The 23,031-nt window shown below is 34.6% G+C and carries 21 protein-coding genes and 2 tRNA genes; 18 read left to right on the forward strand and 5 right to left on the reverse strand.

All coding sequences use genetic code 11. The features are described 5' to 3' along the window. Positions 1–186: 186 nt before the first annotated feature. Positions 187–1,200 (reverse strand): aspartate--ammonia ligase, encoded by a 1,014-nt coding sequence (gene asnA / locus BN38_RS10125; protein WP_044567577.1) that lies wholly within the window; start codon positions 1,198–1,200, stop codon positions 187–189. Between the two features lie 257 nt (positions 1,201–1,457). On the opposite strand from asnA, the gene BN38_RS10130 reads away from it, so the two are divergent. The 13 genes from BN38_RS10130 to murJ all read left to right on the forward strand — a co-directional run bounded on the left by BN38_RS10130 (position 1,458) and on the right by murJ (position 14,021). Beyond that, positions 1,458–2,456, forward strand: a complete 999-nt coding sequence (locus BN38_RS10130) for a substrate-binding domain-containing protein (protein WP_044567579.1) — start codon at positions 1,458–1,460, stop codon at positions 2,454–2,456. 3 nt (positions 2,457–2,459) lie between these two features. Continuing rightward, positions 2,460–3,320, forward strand: coding sequence for a phosphate ABC transporter permease subunit PstC (gene pstC / locus BN38_RS10135; RefSeq protein ID WP_044567580.1), 861 nt, complete (start codon positions 2,460–2,462; stop codon positions 3,318–3,320). Positions 3,321–3,342: 22 nt separating this feature from the next. After that, the gene (gene pstA / locus BN38_RS10140) at positions 3,343–4,155 is read left to right on the forward strand and encodes a phosphate ABC transporter permease PstA (RefSeq protein ID WP_044567582.1); all 813 of its coding nucleotides are present in this window, start codon (positions 3,343–3,345) and stop codon (positions 4,153–4,155) included. A 192-nt stretch (positions 4,156–4,347) separates the two neighbouring features. Further along, positions 4,348–5,103 carry a phosphate ABC transporter ATP-binding protein PstB gene (pstB, locus tag BN38_RS10145; RefSeq protein WP_230197788.1) on the forward strand — a complete coding sequence of 252 codons (756 nt, stop codon included), beginning with the start codon at positions 4,348–4,350 and terminating at the stop codon, positions 5,101–5,103. Positions 5,104–5,108: 5 nt separating this feature from the next. Further along, the gene (locus tag BN38_RS10150) at positions 5,109–5,726 is read left to right on the forward strand and encodes a phosphate signaling complex PhoU family protein (RefSeq protein ID WP_044567585.1); all 618 of its coding nucleotides are present in this window, start codon (positions 5,109–5,111) and stop codon (positions 5,724–5,726) included. Between the two features lies 1 nt (position 5,727). Next, positions 5,728–6,387, forward strand: coding sequence for a response regulator transcription factor (locus BN38_RS10155; RefSeq protein ID WP_044567586.1), 660 nt, complete (start codon positions 5,728–5,730; stop codon positions 6,385–6,387). Beyond that, positions 6,384–8,033, forward strand: a complete 1,650-nt coding sequence (locus BN38_RS10160; protein WP_044567588.1) for a sensor histidine kinase — start codon at positions 6,384–6,386, stop codon at positions 8,031–8,033. Before BN38_RS10155 ends, BN38_RS10160 begins: the two co-directional genes overlap by 4 nt. An 87-nt stretch (positions 8,034–8,120) precedes the next feature. After that, positions 8,121–8,417, forward strand: coding sequence for a hypothetical protein (locus BN38_RS10165; protein ID WP_044567590.1), 297 nt, complete (start codon positions 8,121–8,123; stop codon positions 8,415–8,417). Further along, complete coding sequence (locus BN38_RS10170; protein ID WP_044567592.1) at positions 8,414–9,949, forward strand: 4Fe-4S dicluster domain-containing protein; 1,536 nt, start codon at positions 8,414–8,416, stop codon at positions 9,947–9,949. Before BN38_RS10165 ends, BN38_RS10170 begins: the two co-directional genes overlap by 4 nt. 8 nt (positions 9,950–9,957) lie before the next feature. Beyond that, positions 9,958–11,052 carry an ABC transporter substrate-binding protein gene (locus BN38_RS10175; protein ID WP_049944499.1) on the forward strand — a complete coding sequence of 365 codons (1,095 nt, stop codon included), beginning with the start codon at positions 9,958–9,960 and terminating at the stop codon, positions 11,050–11,052. Beyond that, positions 11,030–11,773 (forward strand): ABC transporter permease, encoded by a 744-nt coding sequence (locus BN38_RS10180; RefSeq protein ID WP_044567594.1) that lies wholly within the window; start codon positions 11,030–11,032, stop codon positions 11,771–11,773. Before BN38_RS10175 ends, BN38_RS10180 begins: the two co-directional genes overlap by 23 nt. Beyond that, the gene (locus tag BN38_RS10185) at positions 11,766–12,326 is read left to right on the forward strand and encodes an ATP-binding cassette domain-containing protein (protein WP_049944500.1); all 561 of its coding nucleotides are present in this window, start codon (positions 11,766–11,768) and stop codon (positions 12,324–12,326) included. The genes BN38_RS10180 and BN38_RS10185 overlap by 8 nt, the downstream gene beginning before the upstream one ends. Before the next feature lie 60 nt (positions 12,327–12,386). Further along, positions 12,387–14,021: a murein biosynthesis integral membrane protein MurJ gene (murJ, locus tag BN38_RS10190; protein ID WP_084593794.1), complete on the forward strand. Its 1,635-nt coding sequence runs from the start codon at positions 12,387–12,389 to the stop codon at positions 14,019–14,021. Positions 14,022–14,050: 29 nt separating this feature from the next. On the opposite strand, the gene BN38_RS10195 is transcribed toward murJ, so the two are convergent. Then, complete coding sequence (locus BN38_RS10195; RefSeq protein ID WP_044567599.1) at positions 14,051–15,769, reverse strand: vWA domain-containing protein; 1,719 nt, start codon at positions 15,767–15,769, stop codon at positions 14,051–14,053. Continuing rightward, positions 15,762–16,667, reverse strand: a complete 906-nt coding sequence (locus BN38_RS10200) for an AAA family ATPase (RefSeq protein WP_044567602.1) — start codon at positions 16,665–16,667, stop codon at positions 15,762–15,764. Before BN38_RS10200 ends, BN38_RS10195 begins: the two co-directional genes overlap by 8 nt. 106 nt (positions 16,668–16,773) lie before the next feature. Here BN38_RS10200 and BN38_RS10205 point away from each other — a divergent pair, with 106 nt between their 5' ends. The 3 genes from BN38_RS10205 to BN38_RS10215 are packed head-to-tail and all read left to right on the forward strand — an operon-like array spanning position 16,774 to position 20,861. After that, positions 16,774–17,220 (forward strand): MarR family winged helix-turn-helix transcriptional regulator, encoded by a 447-nt coding sequence (locus BN38_RS10205; protein ID WP_044567606.1) that lies wholly within the window; start codon positions 16,774–16,776, stop codon positions 17,218–17,220. Next, complete coding sequence (locus BN38_RS10210; protein ID WP_044567609.1) at positions 17,213–18,976, forward strand: ABC transporter ATP-binding protein; 1,764 nt, start codon at positions 17,213–17,215, stop codon at positions 18,974–18,976. Before BN38_RS10205 ends, BN38_RS10210 begins: the two co-directional genes overlap by 8 nt. After that, positions 18,966–20,861 (forward strand): ABC transporter ATP-binding protein, encoded by a 1,896-nt coding sequence (locus BN38_RS10215; RefSeq protein ID WP_230197785.1) that lies wholly within the window; start codon positions 18,966–18,968, stop codon positions 20,859–20,861. The genes BN38_RS10210 and BN38_RS10215 overlap by 11 nt, the downstream gene beginning before the upstream one ends. A gap of 171 nt (positions 20,862–21,032) precedes the next feature. Here BN38_RS10215 and BN38_RS10220 read toward each other — a convergent pair whose 3' ends face one another. Beyond that, complete coding sequence (locus BN38_RS10220) at positions 21,033–21,821, reverse strand: ABC transporter permease (RefSeq protein ID WP_044567611.1); 789 nt, start codon at positions 21,819–21,821, stop codon at positions 21,033–21,035. After that, entirely contained in the window at positions 21,814–22,443 is a 630-nt protein-coding gene (locus BN38_RS10225) for an ABC transporter ATP-binding protein (RefSeq protein ID WP_044567613.1), read from the reverse strand. The genes BN38_RS10220 and BN38_RS10225 overlap by 8 nt, the downstream gene beginning before the upstream one ends. Positions 22,444–22,585: 142 nt before the next feature. Between BN38_RS10225 and BN38_RS10230 the strand changes: the two genes are divergently transcribed. Then, positions 22,586–22,661: transfer RNA gene (locus BN38_RS10230), tRNA-Phe, on the forward strand. A gap of 272 nt (positions 22,662–22,933) precedes the next feature. Then, a tRNA-Gly gene (locus BN38_RS10235) sits at positions 22,934–23,008 on the forward strand. Positions 23,009–23,031 lie beyond the last annotated feature (23 nt).

A 23,031-nucleotide genomic window follows, 5' to 3' on the forward strand; every position in this document is an offset into this window, starting at 1 on the left:
TTAAGCAGAAGCTGAGAAAGTGGTGCATGTGGAGATAATACTCGGAGCCCCAATAGGGGCGTGCCGGTATTCGCGCCTTCTAGGCGCTGTGGAAACTACCAGCTAAGCTGGTAGTTCTGATTGTATTTTTACATAAGAAAAACCAGAAAAAGTATAAAACTAATCCTGGTATCTTTGTCTTGTATTTTAAAGTAAGTATATGCCCTTGTTTTCCAGAGCCTTTCTGTGTTGATCTGGCCAGTAGGAAACTTGGACTTCTCCTATGTGGGCTTTTTGTAGGAAGAACATACATAGCCTAGATTGGCCTATACCTCCACCTACAGTAAGTGGTAGCTTTCCTTCTATTAGCATTCTGTGGTATTCGTATTTTAGTCTTTCTAGGTTATTTGATAGTTTTAATTGTTCGTTTAGCCTGTGTGGATCTACTCTGATACCCATTGATGATAGCTCTAGTTGGTCATCTAGAACTGGGTTATATACTATTATATCTCCGTTTAGTAACCAGTCGTCATAGTCTGGGGCACGGTTATCGTGTTTTTTACCATTTGATAGCTTGCCACCTATTTGCATTAAAAATATTGCCCCGTATTCTTTGGCAGCAAGTTTTTCTCTTTCAGTTGCATCCTCGATTTCAGGATATTTTTGTAGTAACTCTTCTGTAGTTATGAAGGTTATTTGATCCTTTAAAAGCTTGTGCCTATCTGGAATAAGTGTAGATAGGTATTCGTCAAGAGATTTTAGGGTTCTATATATTACTTCCACTATTTCTTTTAAGTATTTTTCGTTTCTGTCTTCTTTATCTATTATAAGCTCCCAGTCCCATTGGTCTACATAAAAAGAGTGGGTATTGTCAGGAACTTCGCAACGCCTGATGGCGTTCATATCTGTGTATAAGCCTTCGTGAACTTTAAAGTCATATTTTTTGAGGGCATATCTTTTCCACTTGGCAAGGGAGTGGACTATCTCTAGCTCTTCCTTGTCAGCATTTGGTACATCAAAGATTACTGGACCTTCGTGGCCATTTAGGTTGTCATTTAATCCAGATTCTGTTGATACAAAAAGTGGAGCACTGACCCTCTTAAGGTTCAAATTGTTTGCTAAGTTTATTTGGAAATAATCTTTTATTTCTTTTATTAATAGTTGGGTGGTATACAAATCTTTGTTTGATTTATATCCTTCCGGGAAAATTACTTGTGTCATCATTGCCTCTTATCTAATTATTCATTATTTATAAATTATAATTTTATATGAGCCTATGTCAAGCTTGGGTAATTAGTGTGATAAAGAGTTTATTGCTATTAGAAGTGGGTAAAGTACTAATGTAGTTTGGAATATATGATATTTAGCCATAAATTTATGATTTTACATAAATTTTACAAAGGCTTTAACTAATCTTAATTATCTTCCTGTACACTACTTAAGAAAACAAAATTATACAAACTATAAGGAGATTTTTCATGACACTTAAAAATTCAAAAATAATTGCAGCAGCTTTATCCCTAGGATTAGTATTGTCTGCATGTGGTAACAACGCAGCTGAAAACAAAACAGAAGAGCCAGCTGCAACAACAGAAGAAAATAAAGAAGCTGATAAAACTGAAGAAACAAAAACAGAAGAACCTGCTGAAGAAGACAAAAAAGAAGAGGAAACAAAAGATACTGCTGACCAAGCAGACTATGACTTCTCAGTAATCTCAAGAGAAGAAGGTTCAGGTACAAGAGGAGCTTTCATCGAACTTGTTGGTCTTGAAGAAGAAGCAGCAGATGGCACAAAAGAAGACAAAACAACAGTTGATGCTGTAGTTCAAAACTCTACAAACGGTGTAATGACATCAGTAGCTCAAGATCCAAATGCTATCGGCTATATTTCTCTTGGTTCACTTAACGATACAGTTAAAGCTGTAAAAGTAGAAGGCGTTGAAGCAACAGAAGAAAACATTGTAAATGGTTCATACAAAATTTCTAGACCATTTAACCTTGCTTACAAAGAAGACAAACTAAACGATATTTCAAAAGACTTCTTAGCTTACTGCCTATCAACAGAAGCTCAAGAAATTGTTAAAGAAGAAGGTTATGTACCTCTAAGCGATACAAAAGCTTATGAAGGAGCTGAGGGTTTAAGCGGTAGCATCACAGTTGCTGGTTCTACATCAGTTACTCCATTAATGGAAAAATTCATCGAAGCTTACAAAGAACTTAACCCAGATGTACAAATCGACCTACAATCTACAGGATCATCTTCAGGTATTGAAGCAACAATAGACGAATCAGCAGACATTGCTATGGCTTCAAGAGAACTTAAAGATGAAGAAAAAGAACAACTTACACCAGAAGTTATTGCAACAGACGGTATTGCAGTAGTTGTTAATAATGAAAGTAAAGTTGAAGACCTAACAGTTGAACAACTAAGACAAATCTTCTCAGGTGAAATTACAAATACTGGAGATTTAAAATAATAAATGAAAAATTTTAAGGAAAGATTTGGAGAAATCATATTCCTTATATCAGCAGCAATGTCCGTAATACTTATACTATTGATTATATTCTTTATCTTTAGATCAGGAATAAAATTCGTAAGTAAATACGGACTTGTTCCATTTATAACGGGTTCTAAATGGGCCCCAACAGCAAAGCCTGCTAGCTTTGGAATATTTCCTATGATAGTAGGCTCTATTATAGTAACGCTAGTGTCAACTCTTATAGCCCTTCCTTTTGGCCTAGCTGTTTCTATATATATGGCATATTATGCTGGTAAAAGTTATGGATTTCTAAAATCACTAATCAATTTAATGGCAGCTATCCCTTCAGTAGTATATGGTTTCTTTGCCATGGTTGTGCTTGCACCAATTATAGGAAAGTTATTCCGTGCACCACAGTACAATATGCTTACAGCATCTATACTACTTAGTATTATGATTTTGCCTACAATGGTAAATATTTCAGAGAACTCTCTTCGTCAAGTACCAAAAACTTTTTATACAGGTTCCCTAGCACTGGGAGCAACAAAAGAAGAAACTATCCACAAAGTTATGATTCCATATGCAAAAAGTGGTATTTTCTCTTCAATAATCCTTGCTATAGGACGAGCTATAGGTGAAACAATGGCTGTATATCTAGTAATAGGTAACCAACCAAGGATGCCAGGTTCCATTTTAAAGGGAGCAAGAACTCTTACAACAAACATAGTTTTGGAAATGGGTTATGCATCAGGAATGCACAGAGAATCACTAATTGCTACAGGCATGGTGCTATTCTTCTTCATATTAATAATAAATATCTTATTTAATATTATCAGAGATAAGAATGAAAGTAAGCTATAATTATGAAACTAAGGAGTAAAATATGACAAAACCATATAAAATTTTTGTAATGTTATTTACTTTTTTGGCGTATGCTTTTAGTGGAATAATCATAGCTTATATTTTAATCCAAGGTATTCCAAATATATCGCCTGGATTATTTGAATGGCAATATACATCAAAAAATGTTTCCATTATGCCAGCATTAGTAACAACATTATTTACGATAATTTTAACATTATTAATCACATTACCAATGGGTATATTTACAGCAGTATACCTATCAAATTATGCAAAAAACAAGCGCTTTATAAAAGCTGTAAGATTTTCTACAGAAATCTTATCATCAATCCCATCAATTGTTTATGGTCTTTTCGGTTACTTATTCTTTGTAAGTGGAGTAAACATGGGACTTGGAATGGGATATTCGTTGATTGCAGGTTGCTTAACAATTGCAATAATGATCTTACCTACTATTATTAGAACTACAGAAGAAGCAATTAATACAGTAAACCCTTTGCAAGCTCACGCATCTCTTGCCCTAGGAGCTACTAAAATTCAAACAATTTTTAAAGTAGTAATACCAGAGGCTATGGATGGTATCTTGGGTGGTATATTCCTTGCAACAGGTAGGATTGTAGGCGAATCAGCAGCCCTTATTTACACCATGGGAACCCAACCTTCTGTACCAACCAGCCTCAAAAACTCTGGTAGAACATTAGCTATACACATGTATATGCTTTCATCAGAAGGATTCCACGTAAAAGAAGCTTACGCAACAGCAGTATTACTATTAATATTCGTAATTGTAATCAACTGGATATCAAGTAGAATTACAAAAGAATTAGTAAAATAAGAGGAGAAGTAAATGGATAAGCAAACATTTGAATCTTCATCTACATCTGATAATAAGGGAAAGTCAAAAGAAATATTAGATAATGCTGGTACTTCTTCTAATAAGAGTGCATCAGATATTAATATTGAAAACAAGGATGGAGATGAGACAAAAAAGGTTCATACCCTAGATTACAAAAATAGGTTTTCTGATTTGGAAACAGCTATTTTGGTAAAAGACCTTGACCTATATTATGGTGATTTCCAAGCCCTTAAGGGTGTCAATATGGATATTAAAAAAGGTCAAGTAACAGCATTTATAGGACCATCAGGATGTGGTAAATCAACAACCTTAAAATGCTTCAACAGAATGAATGATTTAATTGATTCTTGTAAGGTAGAAGGTCTTATAAAAATTAATAATCAAGATATATATCAACCAAATGTCAATGTGGTAGAATTGCGTCGTAATGTAGGAATGGTATTTCAAAGTCCAAACCCATTTTCAAAATCAGTTTATGACAATCTAACCTACGGACCAAAAATTGGGGGCATAAAAGATAAGGATACCCTTGATGAAATAGTAGAAACCTCATTAAAACAAGCTTCTATTTGGGATGAAGTAAAAGATAAGCTAGACCAAAATGCCCTTTCTTTTTCTGGTGGTCAACAACAAAGGATTTGTATAGCAAGAACCCTATCAGTAAAACCAGAAATCATCCTAATGGACGAGCCAACAAGTGCTCTTGACCCAATTTCTACAGCAGCTATTGAAGATTTGATGGAAGATTTGAAAGAGAAGTATACAATAGTAATAGTAACACACAATATGCAACAAGCTGCTCGTATCTCAGATCAAACAGCCTTCTTCTTAACAGGGGAAGTTATAGAAATGGATGATACAAAGACTATCTTTGAAGATCCAAGAGATAGAAGAACAGAAGACTACATTACAGGAAGGTTTGGTTAATCAGCATGAGAACTAGATATAGACAAGATCTAGATTCTGTTAGATCCATGGCAAATGAACTAATGGAATTGGTCATCCTTTGCTACGATAAGATTGATTTATACTTAGAAAACCAAAATAAAAAAAATCTTGAAGAAGTCGTTGAATTAAACGATGATATCAGAAGAAATGCAGCTGATATAGAAAGATTTTGCTTTGAGCTACTGGCTTTGCAACAACCAGTAGCCAGAGACCTTAGATTTTTGCAAATGAGTATAAAACTTGCAAGTACCTATAAAAGGATTTCCAGCCACCTAGCCCAAGCTGCTATGATTTTATTAGAATACAGCCTAACAGATGAAGAGATTGATTTTGTAAAAAGATTTATAACAAATGAAAAACAAATGGCTACAAATAGTATCGAAAGCTTTGTAAACAACGACAATGATCTTGGTTTAAAAACTATCGAAGATGATGAAGTAAACAACAGTTTATTTGAAGAGGCAATATCTTATATAGCTGATCAAAATAAGAAAAATGCAATTGGCCCTATGGAATTATCCGAAAAAGTGTTATTATATAAGTACTTTGAACGACTTGGAGATAGATTAGCAAGAGTAGGCGATCTAGCAACGAGGTTGTAGGATGATTTATGTAGTTGAAGATGATAAATCTATACGAAATCTAGTTGATTATGCTCTATCAGAAAAAGGCTACCAAATAAAGACTTTTGAAGACGGTTTAGATATTGTAGAGCTAATCAAAAAAGATGGTGGAGAGCTTTTAATCCTAGACATCATGCTACCAGGCAAGGATGGGATAGAAATTCTAGAAGAAATCCGAGAATTTTCTGATATACCTATAATCCTTCTTACAGCAAGAACGGATGAATTTGACAAGGTATTGGGCCTTGAGTCTGGAGCTGATGATTATATTACAAAACCTTTTTCCATCCTTGAACTCATTTCAAGGGTCAAGGCAATTTTGAGAAGATCTAGCAAAAAAGATAATGATCATGTAAACTACGATAATATTACTATCAACACTAGAAAAAGAACTGTAAAAGTTGATGGCCAACCTATAGATTTGACCTTCAAAGAGTTTGAAATGCTATTATTATTTATGAATAATATGGGCAATGTCATTACTCGTGAAGACTTCTTGCTAAAGATTTGGGGTTATGATTATGAAGGAGAAACTCGTACAGTGGATGTACATATAGCTTCTCTTAGAAACAAGCTACTAGCAGGTGGCAAGCATATAAAAACAGTTCGAAATCTTGGATACAAATTTGGAGACATATGAAAAATCTTGCCTTAAAAAAGATGAAAAGTCTAGCCTTAGTCCTTATACTGGCTAGCTTTTTAATCAGCAATTTTTTTTCCATAAAAAACAAAAAGGATGCTCAAAGTAATTTTTACGAAAATGCTTTGAGCTTTCTTTTACTTAAGGAAAATGAAGCTGACTTTTTGCATACATTAGAACAATTTAATAATACACACCCTCAGATATCTGTAGTATTTGTAGATGGCGATAATGATATTTACTACAATCCTAGCAATTTAAATGCAGGTAGGATCAAATCTAAGGCCAAGCTTGCCAAGACTCCCACAAATATCATAAAGGTTGACGATGGATTTTTGGGCTATAGGTTAAGTTTTGTGTCATATACTGATAAGCTTCTTGCCTTAAGTACCAGAAATAATATTGGCTTTTACCTATCATTTCCTTTACTTCTTGGCCACTTATTACTAGGTCTAATGGTTTATCTATATATTGATAAAAAACAAGCTAAGGAGATTGATTCTTATACATCAAGGCTTAAGATAAAATATGTAGACCATCTACTAAAAAGTAAGGATTATGAGGAATTTTCTGAAATATTACTTGCCTATATTGATAGAATTGATAGGCTAGATGATGAAAACTACACTCTTTCATCTAAGCTTAAGGAGTTTACATCTATTACTTCAAATATGAAGGAAGGTTTTATATTATTTGATGGCTTGGGCAATGTCGAGCTAATTAACGATTCAGCAAAAACTTACCTAGGAGTAGACAACACTGTAAAGATTACTAATCTAATAGATGACAGGGAGTATAGCCTGGCCCTTAGGGAAGCGGCAATATTAAAACGCAGTAAAGATTTGGATATCAACCTAAATGGCTATAATTTGCGTATATTTATAGACCCGCTTTCAACTTATTCAAAAAAAGCCTTTGCCATGATAATTATAGATAATACAGAAGAAAAAAGAGCTGAACAAATGAGAAGGGAATTTTCTGCAAATGTAACCCATGAGCTAAAAAGTCCCCTCACGTCTATAAATGGCTATGCAGAGCTAATTGCAACAGGTATTGCAAAAGAAAATGACATCCAAAAATTTGGCCAAATTATCTACAAAGAGGGCAATAGGCTACTTGAAATCATAGATGATATCCTTAAGATTTCAAGACTTGATGAGCAAAATTTTGAGAGATCCTTTGTAGAAGTCGATATCTACGATGTTGTCACAGCAACTATAGAAAAGTACGATCGCATAGCTTCTAGCAAAGATTTGACTGTTACAAATAAGATTAAACCATATAGAATTTTTACTTCGAAATCTTTATTTTATGACTTGGTTTCAAATCTTTTTGATAATGCCATAAAGTACAACAAGGTCTCTGGTAGCATCATAGTGGATTACGACCTAGGAGAGAATTCATATTTTCTTATTATCGAAGATACAGGTATAGGTATGAGTCCAGTTGATCAAAAGAGAGTTTTTGAGAGGTTTTATGTGGTGGATAAGTCCAGGAAAAGAAATCAAAAATCAACCGGACTTGGTTTATCTATAGTAAAACATATTTGTTCATATTTATCTTATGACATCAAAGTTGAATCCAAGCTTAACCAAGGAAGCAAGTTTATTATAGAGATACCCCTAGAACTTGATAGGGAAATATAGCTTATAGATGATGATAAATTTTTATCATTGCCTGTAAGCTATTTATCTGTTACAATTTATATAGAGATTGAGAGATAGGAGACAAATATGAAAGTTACAATTTGTTCATGTGCAAGGTGCACAGCTGCTGGAAATGAGTTCCTATATGATTATGCAAATCTAATCAAAAAAGACTTAGAAGTTGCCTATGATATAGAAAACTTAGGTCCACTACCAGAACTTGAAGTAGTTTACGAAAATATTATGAATGAGGCTGACAAACCAGAAAAATCGGCACCATTTGCAAAGATCGATGACAAATATTTCAAAAATGCTAAGCCAGAAGTATTGATGGAATACATTTTTGATCAGTTTCATCCAAGAAAACGTGGAGAGAATAGATGAAAGAATCTTACATAGATATATTACATATCAGAAGAATGGCCTTTGAGCATATTGCAAAGATTGCATATGAAAATAGGCCAATTACAGACATAGGACTTGAAGTTTATGACATATTGCCAGGAGAATCAGCCACATATAGGGAAAATATCTTCCGTGAAAGAGCTGTAATGGGCGAAAGACTTCGTATGGGTATAGGTCTAGATGCAAGAACTGCTGATAAGACAGATGCCATAACAGAAGGCCTAGATCAAATGGATGTCAAAGAGAGAATCTACCATCCACCTTTGGTTAGTGTTATAAAGATAGCTTGTGAGGCTTGTCCAGAAAATAAAGTTACTGTTACTGACCAATGTAAGGCATGTATTGGCCACCCATGTGTCAATGTTTGCCCAAAAAATGCTATAACATTTACATCAGAAGGTTCAATCATAGACCAAGATAAGTGTATCAAATGTGGTAAGTGTGTCGATGTCTGCCCATATAATGCCATCAACCACCAAAAACGTCCATGTGCAGAAAGTTGTGGAGTTAAGGCTATACATTCTGATGAACTTGGTAGAGCGCAAATAGATTCTGACAAGTGTGTTGCTTGCGGTAGATGTATATCTACTTGTCCATTTGGAGCTATATCTGATAAGTCAGAAATCTACCAACTTATAAAAGCTATCCAAGCTGACAAAAAAGTGTATGCAATCCTTGCACCATCATTTGTAGGCCAATTTGGTCCAAATGTCAGCCCAAAACAAATCAGAGAAGCTATAAAAGCACTTGGATTTACTGATGTAATAGAAGTAGGCCTTGGAGCTGACTTAACAACTATGAATGAGGCTCACGAATACCTTGAAAAAGTTCCTACAGGAGAATTTCCATTTATGGGAACCAGCTGTTGTTTCTCATGGAAGATGATGGTTAGAAACCAATTCCCAGAAATCAATGATTATATTTCAGAATCATCAACACCTATGATTTATACAGGTTTACAAATGAAAAAACGCGACCCAGATAGTAAGGTTGTATTTGTTGGCCCATGTATATCTAAGAAACTAGAAGCCTTGGAAGAAGAAGTAGCTGAAGTTATAGACTTTGTAATAACCTTTGAAGAGCTTTTAGGAATGTTCCTGGCCAAGGGAGTTGAGCCATCAGAAATAGAAGTAGAAGAAGAGATGATGGATGCATCAGAAACTGGTAGAAACTACGCTGTAAAAGGCGGAGTAGCAGAAGCAGTAGTAAAACGTGCCAAAGAGATCAGACCAGGTATTGAAGTTGATGTAGAAGGTGCAGATGGTTTGTCAAACTGTGTTAAACTTGCTCAACTAGCAAAACTAGGCAAAATGGATGGCAAACTAATAGAAGGTATGGCTTGCTTTGGAGGATGTGTTGGAGGACCTGGAACTGTAGTTGCCGATACTAAGACAGGTAAGGCTGTTCGCGCCTTTGCCAAGGAATCTATCTACAGATCCCCAGCAGATAACGACAAAATCCCAGCAGAAGACAGACCTGATGATGAAAAGTTAAAAGTTAGCGAAGAATAGGAATAATAATGAAAATAAAGAATAAGTCACTAGTCCTCCTACTAGCCTTGGCCCTAGTAGGATGTGGAAACCAAAATCAAACAAAATCTTCAGATACAGCTGTAGTTGAAAACAAAGAAAGCAAAGAAGAAGCAAAAGAAACTACAAATGTAAAAGAAGATGAAGATAAAAAAGAAGAAGAAAAAGTAGAAGATTCTAAAGAAGAGGATGCTAAGCATTACGAGGCAAATCTTTCTATGCTTGCTGGTCCAACAAGTGTTGGTGCCATAAATATGGTAGAAGAATCAAAAAATGGCGAGTCAAACTTTACCATAAATGAAAGCGTAGATGGAGCTCCAGATGCCCTTGTACCAAAATTAGTATCTGGCCAAGCTGACCTTGCCATCATACCAGCAAACCTTGCAGCTACTTTGTATAACAAAACAGAGGGCAAAGTAAAAGTCCTTGCAACAAATTCCCTTGGAGTTTTGTATGTTGTAACAAATGGCGATGTTGAAATAAATTCATTAGAAGATTTAGTAAATTCTGGTGAAGAAATCCTAGCATCAGGCAAGGGAGCAACTCCAGAAATTGCAATAAACAAAATCTTAGAAGCAAATGGCTATAGTTCTGAGGATTTAAATATCAACTACCTTGCCCAAGCAAATGAAGCAGCTCAAAAACTAATAGCAGGTGAGGCAAAAGTTGCAATTCTTCCTGAACCAATGGTATCAAGCGTACTAATAAAGGCAGAAGATGCCAAAGTTGCCATTGACTTAAATGAACTTTACGAAAAAGCCGCAGGCTATCCACTAATTTCATCAGTACTAGTTGGCAGAAGTGAATATCTTGATACAATAGATGTGGATAAACTTCTAGAGACATTTAAAAATTCTATCGAAAAGGCAAAGGCTAATCCAGACCAAACAGCAACTTTGCTAGAAAAATACGATATAATGCCAGCACCTGTTGCAAAAAAAGCAATTCCAAATCTCGCTTTGGAATATATAGATGGTGATAAGCTAAAAGATATGATGGCAAAACACCTAGAAGATTTGAACAATACTAATCCACAATTAATAGGCGGATCTATACCAGAAGATGATTTCTACTTTACAAAATAAGAAAAGAAAAATAATAATTGCCCTTGTTTGGTTAGTAATTTGGCAAATAATGGCAAGTTTGATAGGAGAGGAGATACTATTACCATCTCCTTTTCTTGTATTACAAAGGTTTTTTGACCTTATTATAACCAAAGAATTTTATATAACAATATTATCATCCTTTGGTAAAATTTTCATAGGCTTTGTACTTTCCATTGTTTTTGGCTTAATACTAGCCTACTTTTCCTACAAAAATGATTTGTTTTGCGAATTTATCAACCCAATCATAGTAATATTTAGGTCAATACCATTGGCAAGCCTTGTGATATTCTTGCTTTTCTGGATTAATACTAAAAATCTTTCTATCATTGTTTCTTTTATCATGGCCATGCCAATTATCTACACAAATACCTATGTAGGTCTAAAGTCAATTGATAAAAAGCTATTGCAAATGGCTAGGATATATGAAGTTAAAGAACTGGATAAGTTAAAATATATATACCTTATCAAGGCCAAGTCCTTTATAAAATCAAGTATTATATCTGTATCGGGTCTAGTCCTAAAGGCAGGTATTGCAGGAGAAGTTATAGGACTTCCAGATAATTCAATAGGTAAAAATCTTTACAACACAAAAATATACCTAGATATGCCAAGTCTTCTTGCATGGACTCTGGCAATCCTTCTGCTATCCTTTATATTTGAATACTCCCTTAGAAAGATTTTGGAGAAAGATGATGATTAGATTTGAAAATGTTACTAAATCCTTTGAACACAAGGTCATAGATGATTTGTCATTTGAAATAAAAAATGACGAGCGTTTTGGGATATTTGGTATCTCTGGCATAGGAAAAACTACTTTGATCAATCTAATCTTGGGCTTAGAAAAGGAAGATTCTGGCAATATCTATAAAGACTTTTCTAAAGCTTCAGTCATCTTTCAAGAAGATAGGCTGATTGATGAGATTTCAGCTTTTGATAATTTGAAGATTGTTAATGATAATTCTAAACTGATTGAAGAAACTTTAGGGATTTTAAATATAGAAAATCTAAAAACTCCAATAGCTAAATTTTCTGGCGGTATGAAAAGACGAGTTGCTATAGCTAGGGCTCTTATCTTTGATGGTGATATTTTGATAATGGATGAACCCTTTGCCGGTATTGATGAAGAGAATAAAAATATAGCCATAGATCTTATCAATGAGAAATTTGCGGAAAAAACTATTATCTTGGTTTCTCATGATAAGGATGATATGGCAAAATTTGATATTCCTTTGGAAAATGTCTTTTATTTATAACTTGTAAATAAAAATGAATATAGATATAATATTAAGACGATACTTATAAGTGAGGTAATTATGGGTCAAACTACATTTATGCTTATGCTTATAACTATAATTTCCAAAATTTTTGGTTTTATAAGAGAAGCGGTGATGGCATCCTATATTGGGGCAGGTGGCATAAAATCAATATATACAACTGCAAATACACTTCCTGTAGTAGTAGCAAACTTTGTAGCTGTTGGTATTGTTTCAGGCTTTATCCCCATATACAATAGGGCGAAAAATGAAGAAGGAATCAAAGAAGCAGAGAAATTCACTTCAAATATATTTAATATCTTGATGGTTTTTGGAGCCATAGCTCTAGTGATTGGCTTTATCTTTGCCAGACCATTCTCTAAGATTTTATCTCCATCTCTTGAGGGAGAATTGCTAGACTTAGCTACAAATTATACTAGAATAATGATGTTTGCAGTATTTGCTTACCTATATTCTGCCGTATTTAGGGGATACTTAAACATTAAAGGAGATTTCTTCAATCCAGCCATAACTGGAATAATAATGAATATTATCATCATAATATTCACGGTTATAACTGGAAAGACTGGAAATCCATACTTTCTAATAATTGGTGCCCTTTTGGGTAATGTTTTACAATACATCCTATTTCCAAGAGCCACAAGAAAAGCTGGCTATAGGCACAATAAGATAATTGATTTTTCAAATAAATATGTAAAACAGCTGATGATAATCGCCCTACCGGTAATTGTATCATCAGCTGCTGGAGAAATTTCCATAATAGTTGATAACTCAATGGCTTCTGCCTTTTTTGGCGAAGAAAGTATAGCAGTATTATTTTATGCAAAAACAATGCTAACACTAATCACAGGAGTTATCACGGTGTCAGTAACCACAGCTCTTTTCCCCAAAATTGCTGAATTTGGTCAAAGTGGCAAGATTGAAGAAATGAAAAGCTCAATCAGTTCCTCTGTAGTAACAACAATGCTATTGGTAATACCTGCTACAATTGGCTTGATGGTTTTGTCAAATCCTGTAATAGAATTGGTTTATCAAAGAAATGCCTTCACCAGCGAAGACACAATAGCCGTTGCAAGTATGATGGTATCCTATGCACCTTTTATTATCTTTCAATCTATAACAGATGTAGTAGATCGAGGATTCTATGCAGTTGGAGATTCCAAAACCCCAGTAATAATCGTTGTTATCCAACAATTAATAAATGTGATATTAAATGCCATCTTAATCAAATTCTATGGCCTTAATGGTATAGCCTATGCAACAGTAATTTCAACTATCATAGGATCTAGCCTTATGATCTATAAATTTAGAGATAATTTTGGCAGTTTCAAATTTAAAAATACTCTAATATCCATATTGAAGATTCTTATAATAACAGGAATAATGGCGTTTGTCGCAGGAAAAATCTATGCTATAACAGCAGATAATCTTCCACATATATTGGCGGTTCTTCTAGCAATATTATTAGCAGCCCTTGTCTATGGATTTTTGATATTACTAGTAAGAATCCCAGAAGTAATGGAACTAATAAATGCCGTTTACCATAAGCATTTTAGAAAAAGAAAAGCTCAAAAGCACATCAATACTAATAAAAGCGAACATATAGAACTTCCAAAACAAAATAGAAGGAAAATAGAAAATACAAGAAAATATGAATCCAGAAAAAGACGATAAGAAAAGCAGGCCTTGAGGGGCCTGCTTTTTTACATTAGTATTTGATTTTTCATAAATATTGATACTATCTTGGAGAAGTTTTCCAAGTTTGTTATTCTTACGAAGTCTTTGTTGTATATTAGCTTTGCGTTTTCAACGTCTTCATCTTCACCTGTAAAGACTCCAAGGACTGATACGTTGTCATTGCGGAGGTTTCTTATCTCAAAGGCTGTATCATCAATTGCGATTTTGCTTGTGTATTGGTCCTTATCTTTTAGTCTGGCTGTGTTGATATTGGCTCTCTCGTCATTTGGCTTGCCATCGGATAGTACTATTATGATGTGTTTGCTATCATCTTTGGTGTCTATGATGTGGTGGAGGGTTTTAAAGGCAAGGCCGTCCCTGTTTGATCCAGCCGCAAAGAAATTATAAAGCTCTTTGTTTTTATTTTTTTCTGTGTAGTCCCTATATACAGTAAAAACCGTGTGTTCACGTAAGGTAGAAAAACCTGTGATTCTTATAGGTATGTCTACCAAGTCCATAGATTTTGCTATTATATATGCTTGATTTGCCACTATATGCTGCCTGTAGATTTGGCTTGCTGAAGAATCCAGGATAAGGTCCACCTTAAACTTTTTCGCATCGTCATTTTCCATGTTGTTAAAGACATTGTAATCGTGGATTATTGGCGCTCGCCATACCTTGGTTGAATCTATGGCACCGTAGTTTTTGATCCTGTCTTCATAATCTTCATAGCTTGCTAGAGAATTTTTGATGGCAAGGCTTAGCTGGTTGATATTTCTGTGGTTTATTGCGTAATTTTTTTCTATATAATTTTTATTTTTATCAGATTGTTCCTTGCGCTTTTTTTCATAAAACCTGGCATTGGCTTTGTTTGAATATATGCCTTTTGTAAAATAAAGCTTCTTGTTTTGGTGGATACCTCTGGCAACTTCTTTTTCAATATTTTCCACAATGTTTTTAGAAAGAATTGACTTGCCAAAAAAGTCTTCTATAAATTCATCTGAGGAGTGGTAGTCATCTTGGCTAGAGTTTAAGAAGAGCAAGTTCTTGTTTAGGTCCTCTTTCTTATCAGCGTAGTAAATATTGCCGGTAAATTCGGCTGAACCTATGGCAAATTGTTGGTCTATATTCTCATCAGAATATTCTGATGGCTTTTCTTCACTATTTTTGAATTCTTTGGCTTCCTTATCCTTAACCATATCTTCAAATAGTTCTTCATCTTCCTTTGTTCTATCGAATCTAAAGTAAGTTTTGAAGACTTCATTTAGCTTGTCAATCAAGGTGCTGGTATCAGTGGTGTATATGGCAAAAACGGCCTTGTAAATATTTCTAAAAATAGCTCCTTCTATGATAGGTTTACCAAGGATCTGTCCATAGTATGCTTTTTCCACTTGCTCTCTTAGATTGTCTGGATTGTGGTGGCTGTATTTGCTATGTGATTTTTTGGCGTATTTTCTTTGCAAATCTTCTATGACAAGATTATCTTTTCTAAGCTCTTTAACACAAATGTCTTCTATCAAAAGATTTGTCATAAATTTGAAGTCCTCATAAAAAGGATTATTTTCGTAGAGATAGGCAAAGAAGGAATCGAGCATTTTTGTGTCAAAAGTTTTAATTGTAAAACCCGCTACAATATTTTTGAAAACTTCATCCATGGGATAAGTTTTTTTGGGAGTGAATTTGTAGTTTTCACTAAAATCCCAAATAATATTATATTCACGGATTTTATCCAATGATTCAGTCATCGAATATGCTCTCTTCTATATTTTGTGGAATCTTACTCTTAATGGTGTCAATTACAATCTCGCGTTCAAATTCATCAAAGGACTTGTTAGCAATACCCATTAGTATGGCATTATAGGGATTTAGGCCAACTTTCATAGTATCTATAGCAGATATTAGTCCCCTTAGGTCGACCGATTTGGTTGAAATTTCATTGTTCTCAGATTTAAATTGTAGGGAAATGAACATATCTATGAAAGCCTTGCGGTATTTTTCCTTAAGACTTGGGAAAGTGTCAGCCAAAAGCTGATCTAAGTTTTCTCTAGTAATATTTGGCATATTTATAATCATAAACCTAGAAGCCAAGGCTTCGTTCACTTCACGAGTTCCTACATAGCCGTAGTTCATAGTTGCAATAAATCTGGTGTTTGGATCAAGATTAATCTTCTCATATCCAGCTATATCTATGATTCTTCTGTGGTCAAGACTTGCGTGAAGAACAGAAATTGCTTCGTTTTTTGCCATATTGATTTCATCAAGTACTGCAAAACCACCCCTTAGGGCAGCCTCGTATATAGGTCCTTTTCTAAAAACAACTTCTCCATCTTTAAAGGTATCTGCACCGATAAGGGAGTTGTAATCAGTATTCACATGGAAGGAAACATTCCATGAAGGTCTAGCAAATAGGTAGGAAAGATTTGATGAAAGTACGTTTTTGCCTGTAGCCTTTGGGCCGGTTAAAAGCAAGTTCTTACCAGCAAGAATGGCAGATATTGCTTGTTCTAATACTTCTTTGCCATAGTATTTGAATTCTGGCTCAACGACTCTTGGATCATCAAAGAGTCCGTTTTCTTTCCTGTATATTTCAAGTTGATCTATTAAGTTTTTATCAACATTTTGTTTTTCTAAATATTGTCTCATCATTACTCCTTTAGCCTAAATATTATACGATTAAAAATTATTTTTTACACTTGACAAAGTCCATTTATAGACTATATTATATTCATGTCTAAAAGGAGGTCTGAAATTGGACGATAAATCATATGAAATTTTTATTATATTTTCAATGTTAAGAAAACTAAATGGACTAAATAAACAGAGAGTCGAGAGTTTTGGCTTAAATAATTTGGAGTCGATCATCCTATTTCATATAGACAAGATAGAAAATCTTACCCAAAAAGATTTGGTAAAGAAACTTCAAATGCCAAAGCAAACAATAAACTCTATAATACTGAATTTAAAAGAAAATGACTTTATTTACATGCAAGCATCTAAGAAAGATAAGAGAGTCAAAACCCTAGTCCTTACAGAAAAAGGTGCAAATGAAGTAAAGAAAATAACTGATTCACTTAAGGCATCCAACAAAGAAATCTATGATCAACTAGGTGAAGAGAAAATAAATTCTATTAAAGATGATTTCGATCAAATAATTGACGTTTTAGAAAATATTATGAAGGGGGAGGATAATGAATAGCTTAAAAGAATTTAACCACGCTTTTTCATACTTAAAGCAATACTTAAATCAGTATAAGAAAAATAGAAGTATATCTATGCTTATGACTGTGCTAGAAACAATATTTGAACTTTTGATTCCTGCTGTTATGGGCATTATCTTAAATGAAGTAATTTATCAAAAAGATACAAGCCAGGCTTTAAAATACGGTGGACTTATAATTGTGATTTCACTTTTATCAATGTTTACTGGAACTCAGGCTTCAAAAAATGCTGGTATTACATCAACAGGACTTACAGATAATGTTAGGAAGGAACAATTTAGGAAGATTCAAGATTATTCTTTTGAAGACTTTGAGTATTTTGGAGTACCGTCACTACTGACAAGGTTAACCAGTGATATGCAGGCATTGGCCCAATCGACATTTATGACAACAAGATTTATTATAAAAACTCTTGTAATGGCTGTAGTTGCTTTTTTCCTAGCTTTTAATACCAGTAGGAAGCTTTCAATAATATTTTTGATACTTATGCCAATCTTATTATTGATTTTATTGACAATAACGTCATCGGCTATTCCAAAATTTAGACAAACTCGTAAACAATATGATAAATTGAATCTTATTATTGAAGAAAATCTTAATAATATGAGGGTTGTTAAAGCCTTTGTAAGAAAGAAATATGAGATAGATAAATTTTCTATGGCTAATGAGGAAATGTTTAGGCTATCAGATGGATCCCAAGGAACAATAAGTTATGTATTTCCAACAGCAAATGCTATATTGTATGCTACATTTATTGCAATAGCATGGTTTGGTGGTAATGAAATTATAAAAGGCAATATGGGCGTTGGAGATCTTGTTAGTTTTAATATGTATGCTATGATGCTTCTTGGAAGCCTTATAGGCCTATCAATGGTACTAACTATGCTTATGGCTTCTTCTCCATCAGTTACTAGGGTTAAAGAAGTTTTGACACGAGAAATTTCTATGGATAATGACGATAAGATAGATGGTCTAGACTTAGAAGATGGATCGATTGATTTTGATAATGTAAGCTTCAAATACGATTTGGATAGCGATAATTATCAACTAAAGAATATAGACCTTCATATCAAGTCCGGAGAAGTAATTGGTATACTTGGACCAACTGGCTCATCAAAATCCACCCTTGTACAACTTATTCCAAGACTTTATGATATAACAGAAGGAAGTTTAAAAGTCGGCGGACACGATATAAAAGATTATGACCTTACAACTCTTAGAGATGGAGTATCTATAGTATTACAGAAAAACACTTTATTTTCTGGTAAGATTATAGACAATCTCAGATGGGGTGGTGAGGATGCATCTGATGATGAAGTAATAGCAATGGCAAAACTCGCTCAAGCAGACGAATTTGTAAGTGAAAGAAATGATGGATACGATTCAGAACTTGGTCAAGGTGGTTCTGGGGTATCTGGCGGCCAAAAACAAAGACTTACTATAGCAAGGTCTTTACTAAAGAAACCAAAAATCTTAATCCTAGATAACTCAACATCAGCAGTAGATACCAAAACTGAAGCAAAACTTTTAGATGGATTTAACAAATTAGATAAGGATATGACTCAAATAATCATATCTCAAAGGCTATCATCATTTGAAAATGCTGATAGGATTGTCATCTTAGACGATGGAGAAATTGCTGACATTGGTACAGGCGAAGAACTTTACCAAAGAAATGAAATGTATAGGACAACCTACGACATACAAAACAAAGGAGGGGAAGATGACAGATAAGAAAGATGGTGTAAAAACTGAAGAAATTCAAATATCTGATAACAAGCATAGTCGTAACGTAGATTCACATGCTATAAGAGAACTTTTCTCCTATCTTTTTAAACAAAAGTGGCAACTAATACTTGTGCTTATATGTGTAGTAATATCTTCTTTAACCCAAGTGTGGGGCATATCCATGCTTCAACCAATCATAGATAATTACATCCTAAAATCAGATATATCAGGGCTAAAGTCTGGAGTAATAAAGATGGGATTGATTTACCTAACTTCTATAATCACTACATTTGTTTATACTAGGCTAATGATTAGAATAGGTGAAAGATCAATTAGAAACATAAGAAATGACCTATTTACAAAAATCCAACAAATGCCTATAAACTTTTTTGATAATAACCAGCACGGACAAATAATGTCTAGATTTACCAATGATACTGACACCCTTTCTCAATCCCTATCATCAACATTACCAACCCTAGTAAGGTCATTGTTGATGCTTGTAGGAACTCTAATAGTTATGATAGGTCTATCGCGGGAACTTACTTTAGTGATGCTTATTGGCCTAATTGTTATGATTTTAATCCTAAAAAATATAGTGAAAAAGACCGGTAAACTCTTTAAAGATGCACAGAAAAATGTGTCAATCTTGCACGGTTTTGACGAAGAGATGCTTTCGGGGCAGAAAGTAATAAAAGTTTTTAACAAAGAGAGCGACACTATAGAAAAATTTGAGGAAAAAAGCGAAAATTTGCGATCAACTATGGCTGAAGCCATGGTAAATGCAGGACGTATGATGCCATTTTTGGTAAACTCAATTAATATAATGTATGCAATACTAGCGATTTTTGGAGTCATTATGACTATAAATGGTAATCTCACGGTGGGTGTTCTAGCCACATTTTTGACCAATGCTAGGAGTCTACAAAATCCAATTGCAAATATTTCCCAACAAGCAAATGCAGTATTTTCTGCTATGGCAGGAGCTAGCCGTATCTTTGAAATTATAGATATGCCAATTGAAAAAGATAGTGGTTATATAGAACTTGCCAATGTAAGAGTTGATGAAAATGGAAATCCAATGCCTTGTAAGCTTGGGGAAAGATGCTATTCCTGGAAATGGACAGATGAAAATGGCAAGGAAGTATATAAGGAGCTAGAAGGTCGCATAGACTTTGAACACGTTGACTTTTCTTATGATGATTCAGATAAGATCCTAAAAGATGTGACATTTTATGCAAATCCAGGTGAAAAGATTGCCCTTGTTGGAGCGACAGGGGCGGGTAAGACTACTGTTACCAATGTAATCACAAGATTTTATGAAATTGACAGTGGATCTATCAAAATTGATGGTATAGATACAAGAGATATCAAAAAAGACCACCTAAGAAAAGCCTTTGGTATGGTACTTCAAGATGTAAACTTATTTACTGAACCAGTAGAAGAAAATATCAAGTATGGCAAACTTTCTGCAAGTGAGGAAGAAGTAAAAGATGCAGCAAAACTAGCTGGCGCAAATTCTTTTATAACAAGACTTCCAGACGGATATCAAACAGAAATCCATGGAGATGGGTCATCACTTTCAGATGGACAAAACCAACTTATATCAATATCAAGAGCAGCTGTTGCCAATCCACCTATGTTAATACTAGACGAGGCGACAAGCTCAATAGATACATCAACAGAAATCAAAGTTACAAAGGCAATGGATAAGCTTATGGAGGGGTCGACTTCTATAGTTATAGCCCATAGACTTTCAACAATCCAAAATGCTGATGTCATAATGGTAATGGATGATGGTAGGATAATAGAACGTGGTAACCACCAAGAACTTATGGAAAAACACGGAACCTACTACCAACTTTACACTGGAGCCTTAGAATTAGACTAAAGAAAAAACCACTTTCCCAAATACGGGGAGAGTGGTTTTTACATATATTTTAAAAAACTTTTACTATAATTTTACTAATAAGAGATTATTTCGGATATATAGATAATGTAAGGACAAGACATTTCGCTACCCTATGACTTACATAAAAAAGGCACCTGGTCAGGTGCTTTTTTATTGAGCTTTTACTAATTGTTTTTGGTCATTGAAGAAATTCTTGTAACCCAAGTGCAAAAATATGAAGACACAAATGGCAACTGAACTCATTATTGCTGTCATAATCGCTATTTGATATCTGATAGCTATAAGTGGGGAAACCCCTCCAAGGATTTGACCTGTCATCATACCAGGTAGGGAGATGATACCCATATTTTTGATGGAATTTAAGGTTGGCGTGATGGCTGTGTCAAAGGCGTTTTGGATAATCTTATCCATGGCCATTCTAGAGCTTGTACCAAGCATCAAAGACCCTTCTATAGTAGATCTATTGTTTTCAATTGAATTTAGCATTTGGTTTAGTGCAAGGTTTATACCAGTCATAGAATTTCCAATAATCATGCCTCCTAGAGGAATGAGGTATTGGGGATTGTAGATTGGATCTGGCCTTACAACTATTATAAGGAAAAATGCTAGGGTAAAAACAGTTCCAATAACTTGGGCAAGAATTAGAGTCTTTTTAAGTCCGCTATTTAATTTACCTTTCTTATTGGTAACAATATTAAAAATTGCAAAAAACTCCATAACGGCAATCATGAGCGCTGAAAGGATAAAAGATGCGCTGTCGAATATGTAAACAAGGATGAAACCAGCTATGAAAAGTTGAACGGTCATCCTGAGAGTGCCAACGACTATGTCCTTGTTGTGATTGATGCCATTAAATGATGTGATTAACATAGCAATAAGAGCAAAAAGATAGGTTAGCATAAGCTTGCTATTTGAAATATTCATAACTGATTCATTCATTACTTATCCTCCCATCTACAATCTTAATTACTCTGTCAGAATACTTATCTGCCATCGCATTGGAATGAGTTATGTAGATAATAGTTTTGTTCTTTTCTCTAGCCATATCTACCATGGTTTTGATGACGAAATCTTCTGTCAGATCATCAAGGGCAGATGAAGGCTCATCGAGGAGATAAATATCAGAATCGCAAAGCATAAGCCTGGCTATAGCAAGCCTTTGGGCCTCGCCACCAGAAAGATTATCAATATCTTCTCCTAGTGATTTATCAAGCTTTACAGACTCTAAAGCTTTATTTAAAATCTCATCTGAAAGCAGGTCCTTTTCTTGAAACTTCCTTCCCATCAATAGATTATCTCTAACAGTCCCAGGAAAAGTCACAGGATTTTGAGAAAGCATAGGCACACGCCTGCGATATATAGTAGAATCAATACTTGCAATATCCTCACCATCAAGAGAAATATATCCCTTGGTAGGAGAAATGAGCTTATTAATAAGTCTTAATAAAGTAGACTTGCCAGACCCACTAGGACCGATAATACAAGTGATTTCATTGCTATTAATAGTAAGATTGTCAATATTTAAAATGTCTTCAAACTCGACGTTATGAAATTCAAACATAGCATTTCCCTTCTAAAATAATTTATGTAACTATATTATAGTCTATAGCAAAATGTAATAAAAGACAATAAGCACTGAAAAGTAATAAATATTTGACAAATATTAAAATTAAGTTTAAAATAGGTAAAGTAATTGTAAATAAGCCCAGATAGCTCAGTCGGTAGAGCAGAGGACTGAAAATCCTCGTGTCGGTGGTTCGATTCCGCCTCTGGGCACCAAAAGCACGCCTGTCCGGCGTCCTGAGAGGACCATCCACGGAGTGGTCGCAGGGCGAAGCCCGAGAAAAGCCCGTGCGGATAACCCCGTTTCGCGTAGCGAAATGGATGGTAGGTCAGAGTTCGCAGCGTTTCAAATCTTTGATTTGTCAAGCTGCCGAACATTATGTACATTTTTCGGTTATAATTGAAAATAATAGAAAGTATTGCCGAGACAAAAAAACATTTGAAAAACAAAACACATTATGGTATACTATATTAGTAACCTAATTCATGCGGATGTGGCTCAGTGGTAGAGCATCGCCTTGCCAAGGCGAGGGTCGCGAGTTCGAATCTCGTCATCCGCTCCATATAAGAAAAGCCCAAAAGGGCT

The sequence above is a fragment of the Anaerococcus provencensis genome, from assembly GCF_000312365.2.
Classification (GTDB): domain Bacteria; phylum Bacillota; class Clostridia; order Tissierellales; family Peptoniphilaceae; genus Anaerococcus; species Anaerococcus provencensis.

Bases quoted from the DNA above. Each gene is read 5' to 3' on its own strand.
- BN38_RS10160 (WP_044567588.1), top strand. From the start codon at position 6,384: ATGAAAAATCTTGCCTTAAAAAAGATGAAAAGTCTAGCCTTAGTCCTT.
- BN38_RS10225 (WP_044567613.1), bottom strand. From the start codon at position 22,443: ATGTTTGAATTTCATAACGTCGAGTTTGAAGACATTTTAAATATTGAC.
- pstC (WP_044567580.1), top strand. From the start codon at position 2,460: ATGAAAAATTTTAAGGAAAGATTTGGAGAAATCATATTCCTTATATCA.
- BN38_RS10180 (WP_044567594.1), top strand. From the start codon at position 11,030: ATGATTTCTACTTTACAAAATAAGAAAAGAAAAATAATAATTGCCCTT.
- BN38_RS10220 (WP_044567611.1), bottom strand. From the start codon at position 21,821: ATGAATGAATCAGTTATGAATATTTCAAATAGCAAGCTTATGCTAACC.
- BN38_RS10165 (WP_044567590.1), top strand. From the start codon at position 8,121: ATGAAAGTTACAATTTGTTCATGTGCAAGGTGCACAGCTGCTGGAAAT.
- BN38_RS10150 (WP_044567585.1), top strand. From the start codon at position 5,109: ATGAGAACTAGATATAGACAAGATCTAGATTCTGTTAGATCCATGGCA.
- pstA (WP_044567582.1), top strand. From the start codon at position 3,343: ATGACAAAACCATATAAAATTTTTGTAATGTTATTTACTTTTTTGGCG.
- asnA (WP_044567577.1), bottom strand. From the start codon at position 1,200: ATGACACAAGTAATTTTCCCGGAAGGATATAAATCAAACAAAGATTTG.
- BN38_RS10200 (WP_044567602.1), bottom strand. From the start codon at position 16,667: ATGAGACAATATTTAGAAAAACAAAATGTTGATAAAAACTTAATAGAT.
- murJ (WP_084593794.1), top strand. From the start codon at position 12,387: ATGGGTCAAACTACATTTATGCTTATGCTTATAACTATAATTTCCAAA.
- BN38_RS10195 (WP_044567599.1), bottom strand. From the start codon at position 15,769: ATGACTGAATCATTGGATAAAATCCGTGAATATAATATTATTTGGGAT.
- BN38_RS10170 (WP_044567592.1), top strand. From the start codon at position 8,414: ATGAAAGAATCTTACATAGATATATTACATATCAGAAGAATGGCCTTT.
- BN38_RS10185 (WP_049944500.1), top strand. From the start codon at position 11,766: ATGATTAGATTTGAAAATGTTACTAAATCCTTTGAACACAAGGTCATA.
- BN38_RS10210 (WP_044567609.1), top strand. From the start codon at position 17,213: ATGAATAGCTTAAAAGAATTTAACCACGCTTTTTCATACTTAAAGCAA.
- BN38_RS10155 (WP_044567586.1), top strand. From the start codon at position 5,728: ATGATTTATGTAGTTGAAGATGATAAATCTATACGAAATCTAGTTGAT.
- BN38_RS10215 (WP_230197785.1), top strand. From the start codon at position 18,966: ATGACAGATAAGAAAGATGGTGTAAAAACTGAAGAAATTCAAATATCT.
- BN38_RS10175 (WP_049944499.1), top strand. From the start codon at position 9,958: ATGAAAATAAAGAATAAGTCACTAGTCCTCCTACTAGCCTTGGCCCTA.
- BN38_RS10130 (WP_044567579.1), top strand. From the start codon at position 1,458: ATGACACTTAAAAATTCAAAAATAATTGCAGCAGCTTTATCCCTAGGA.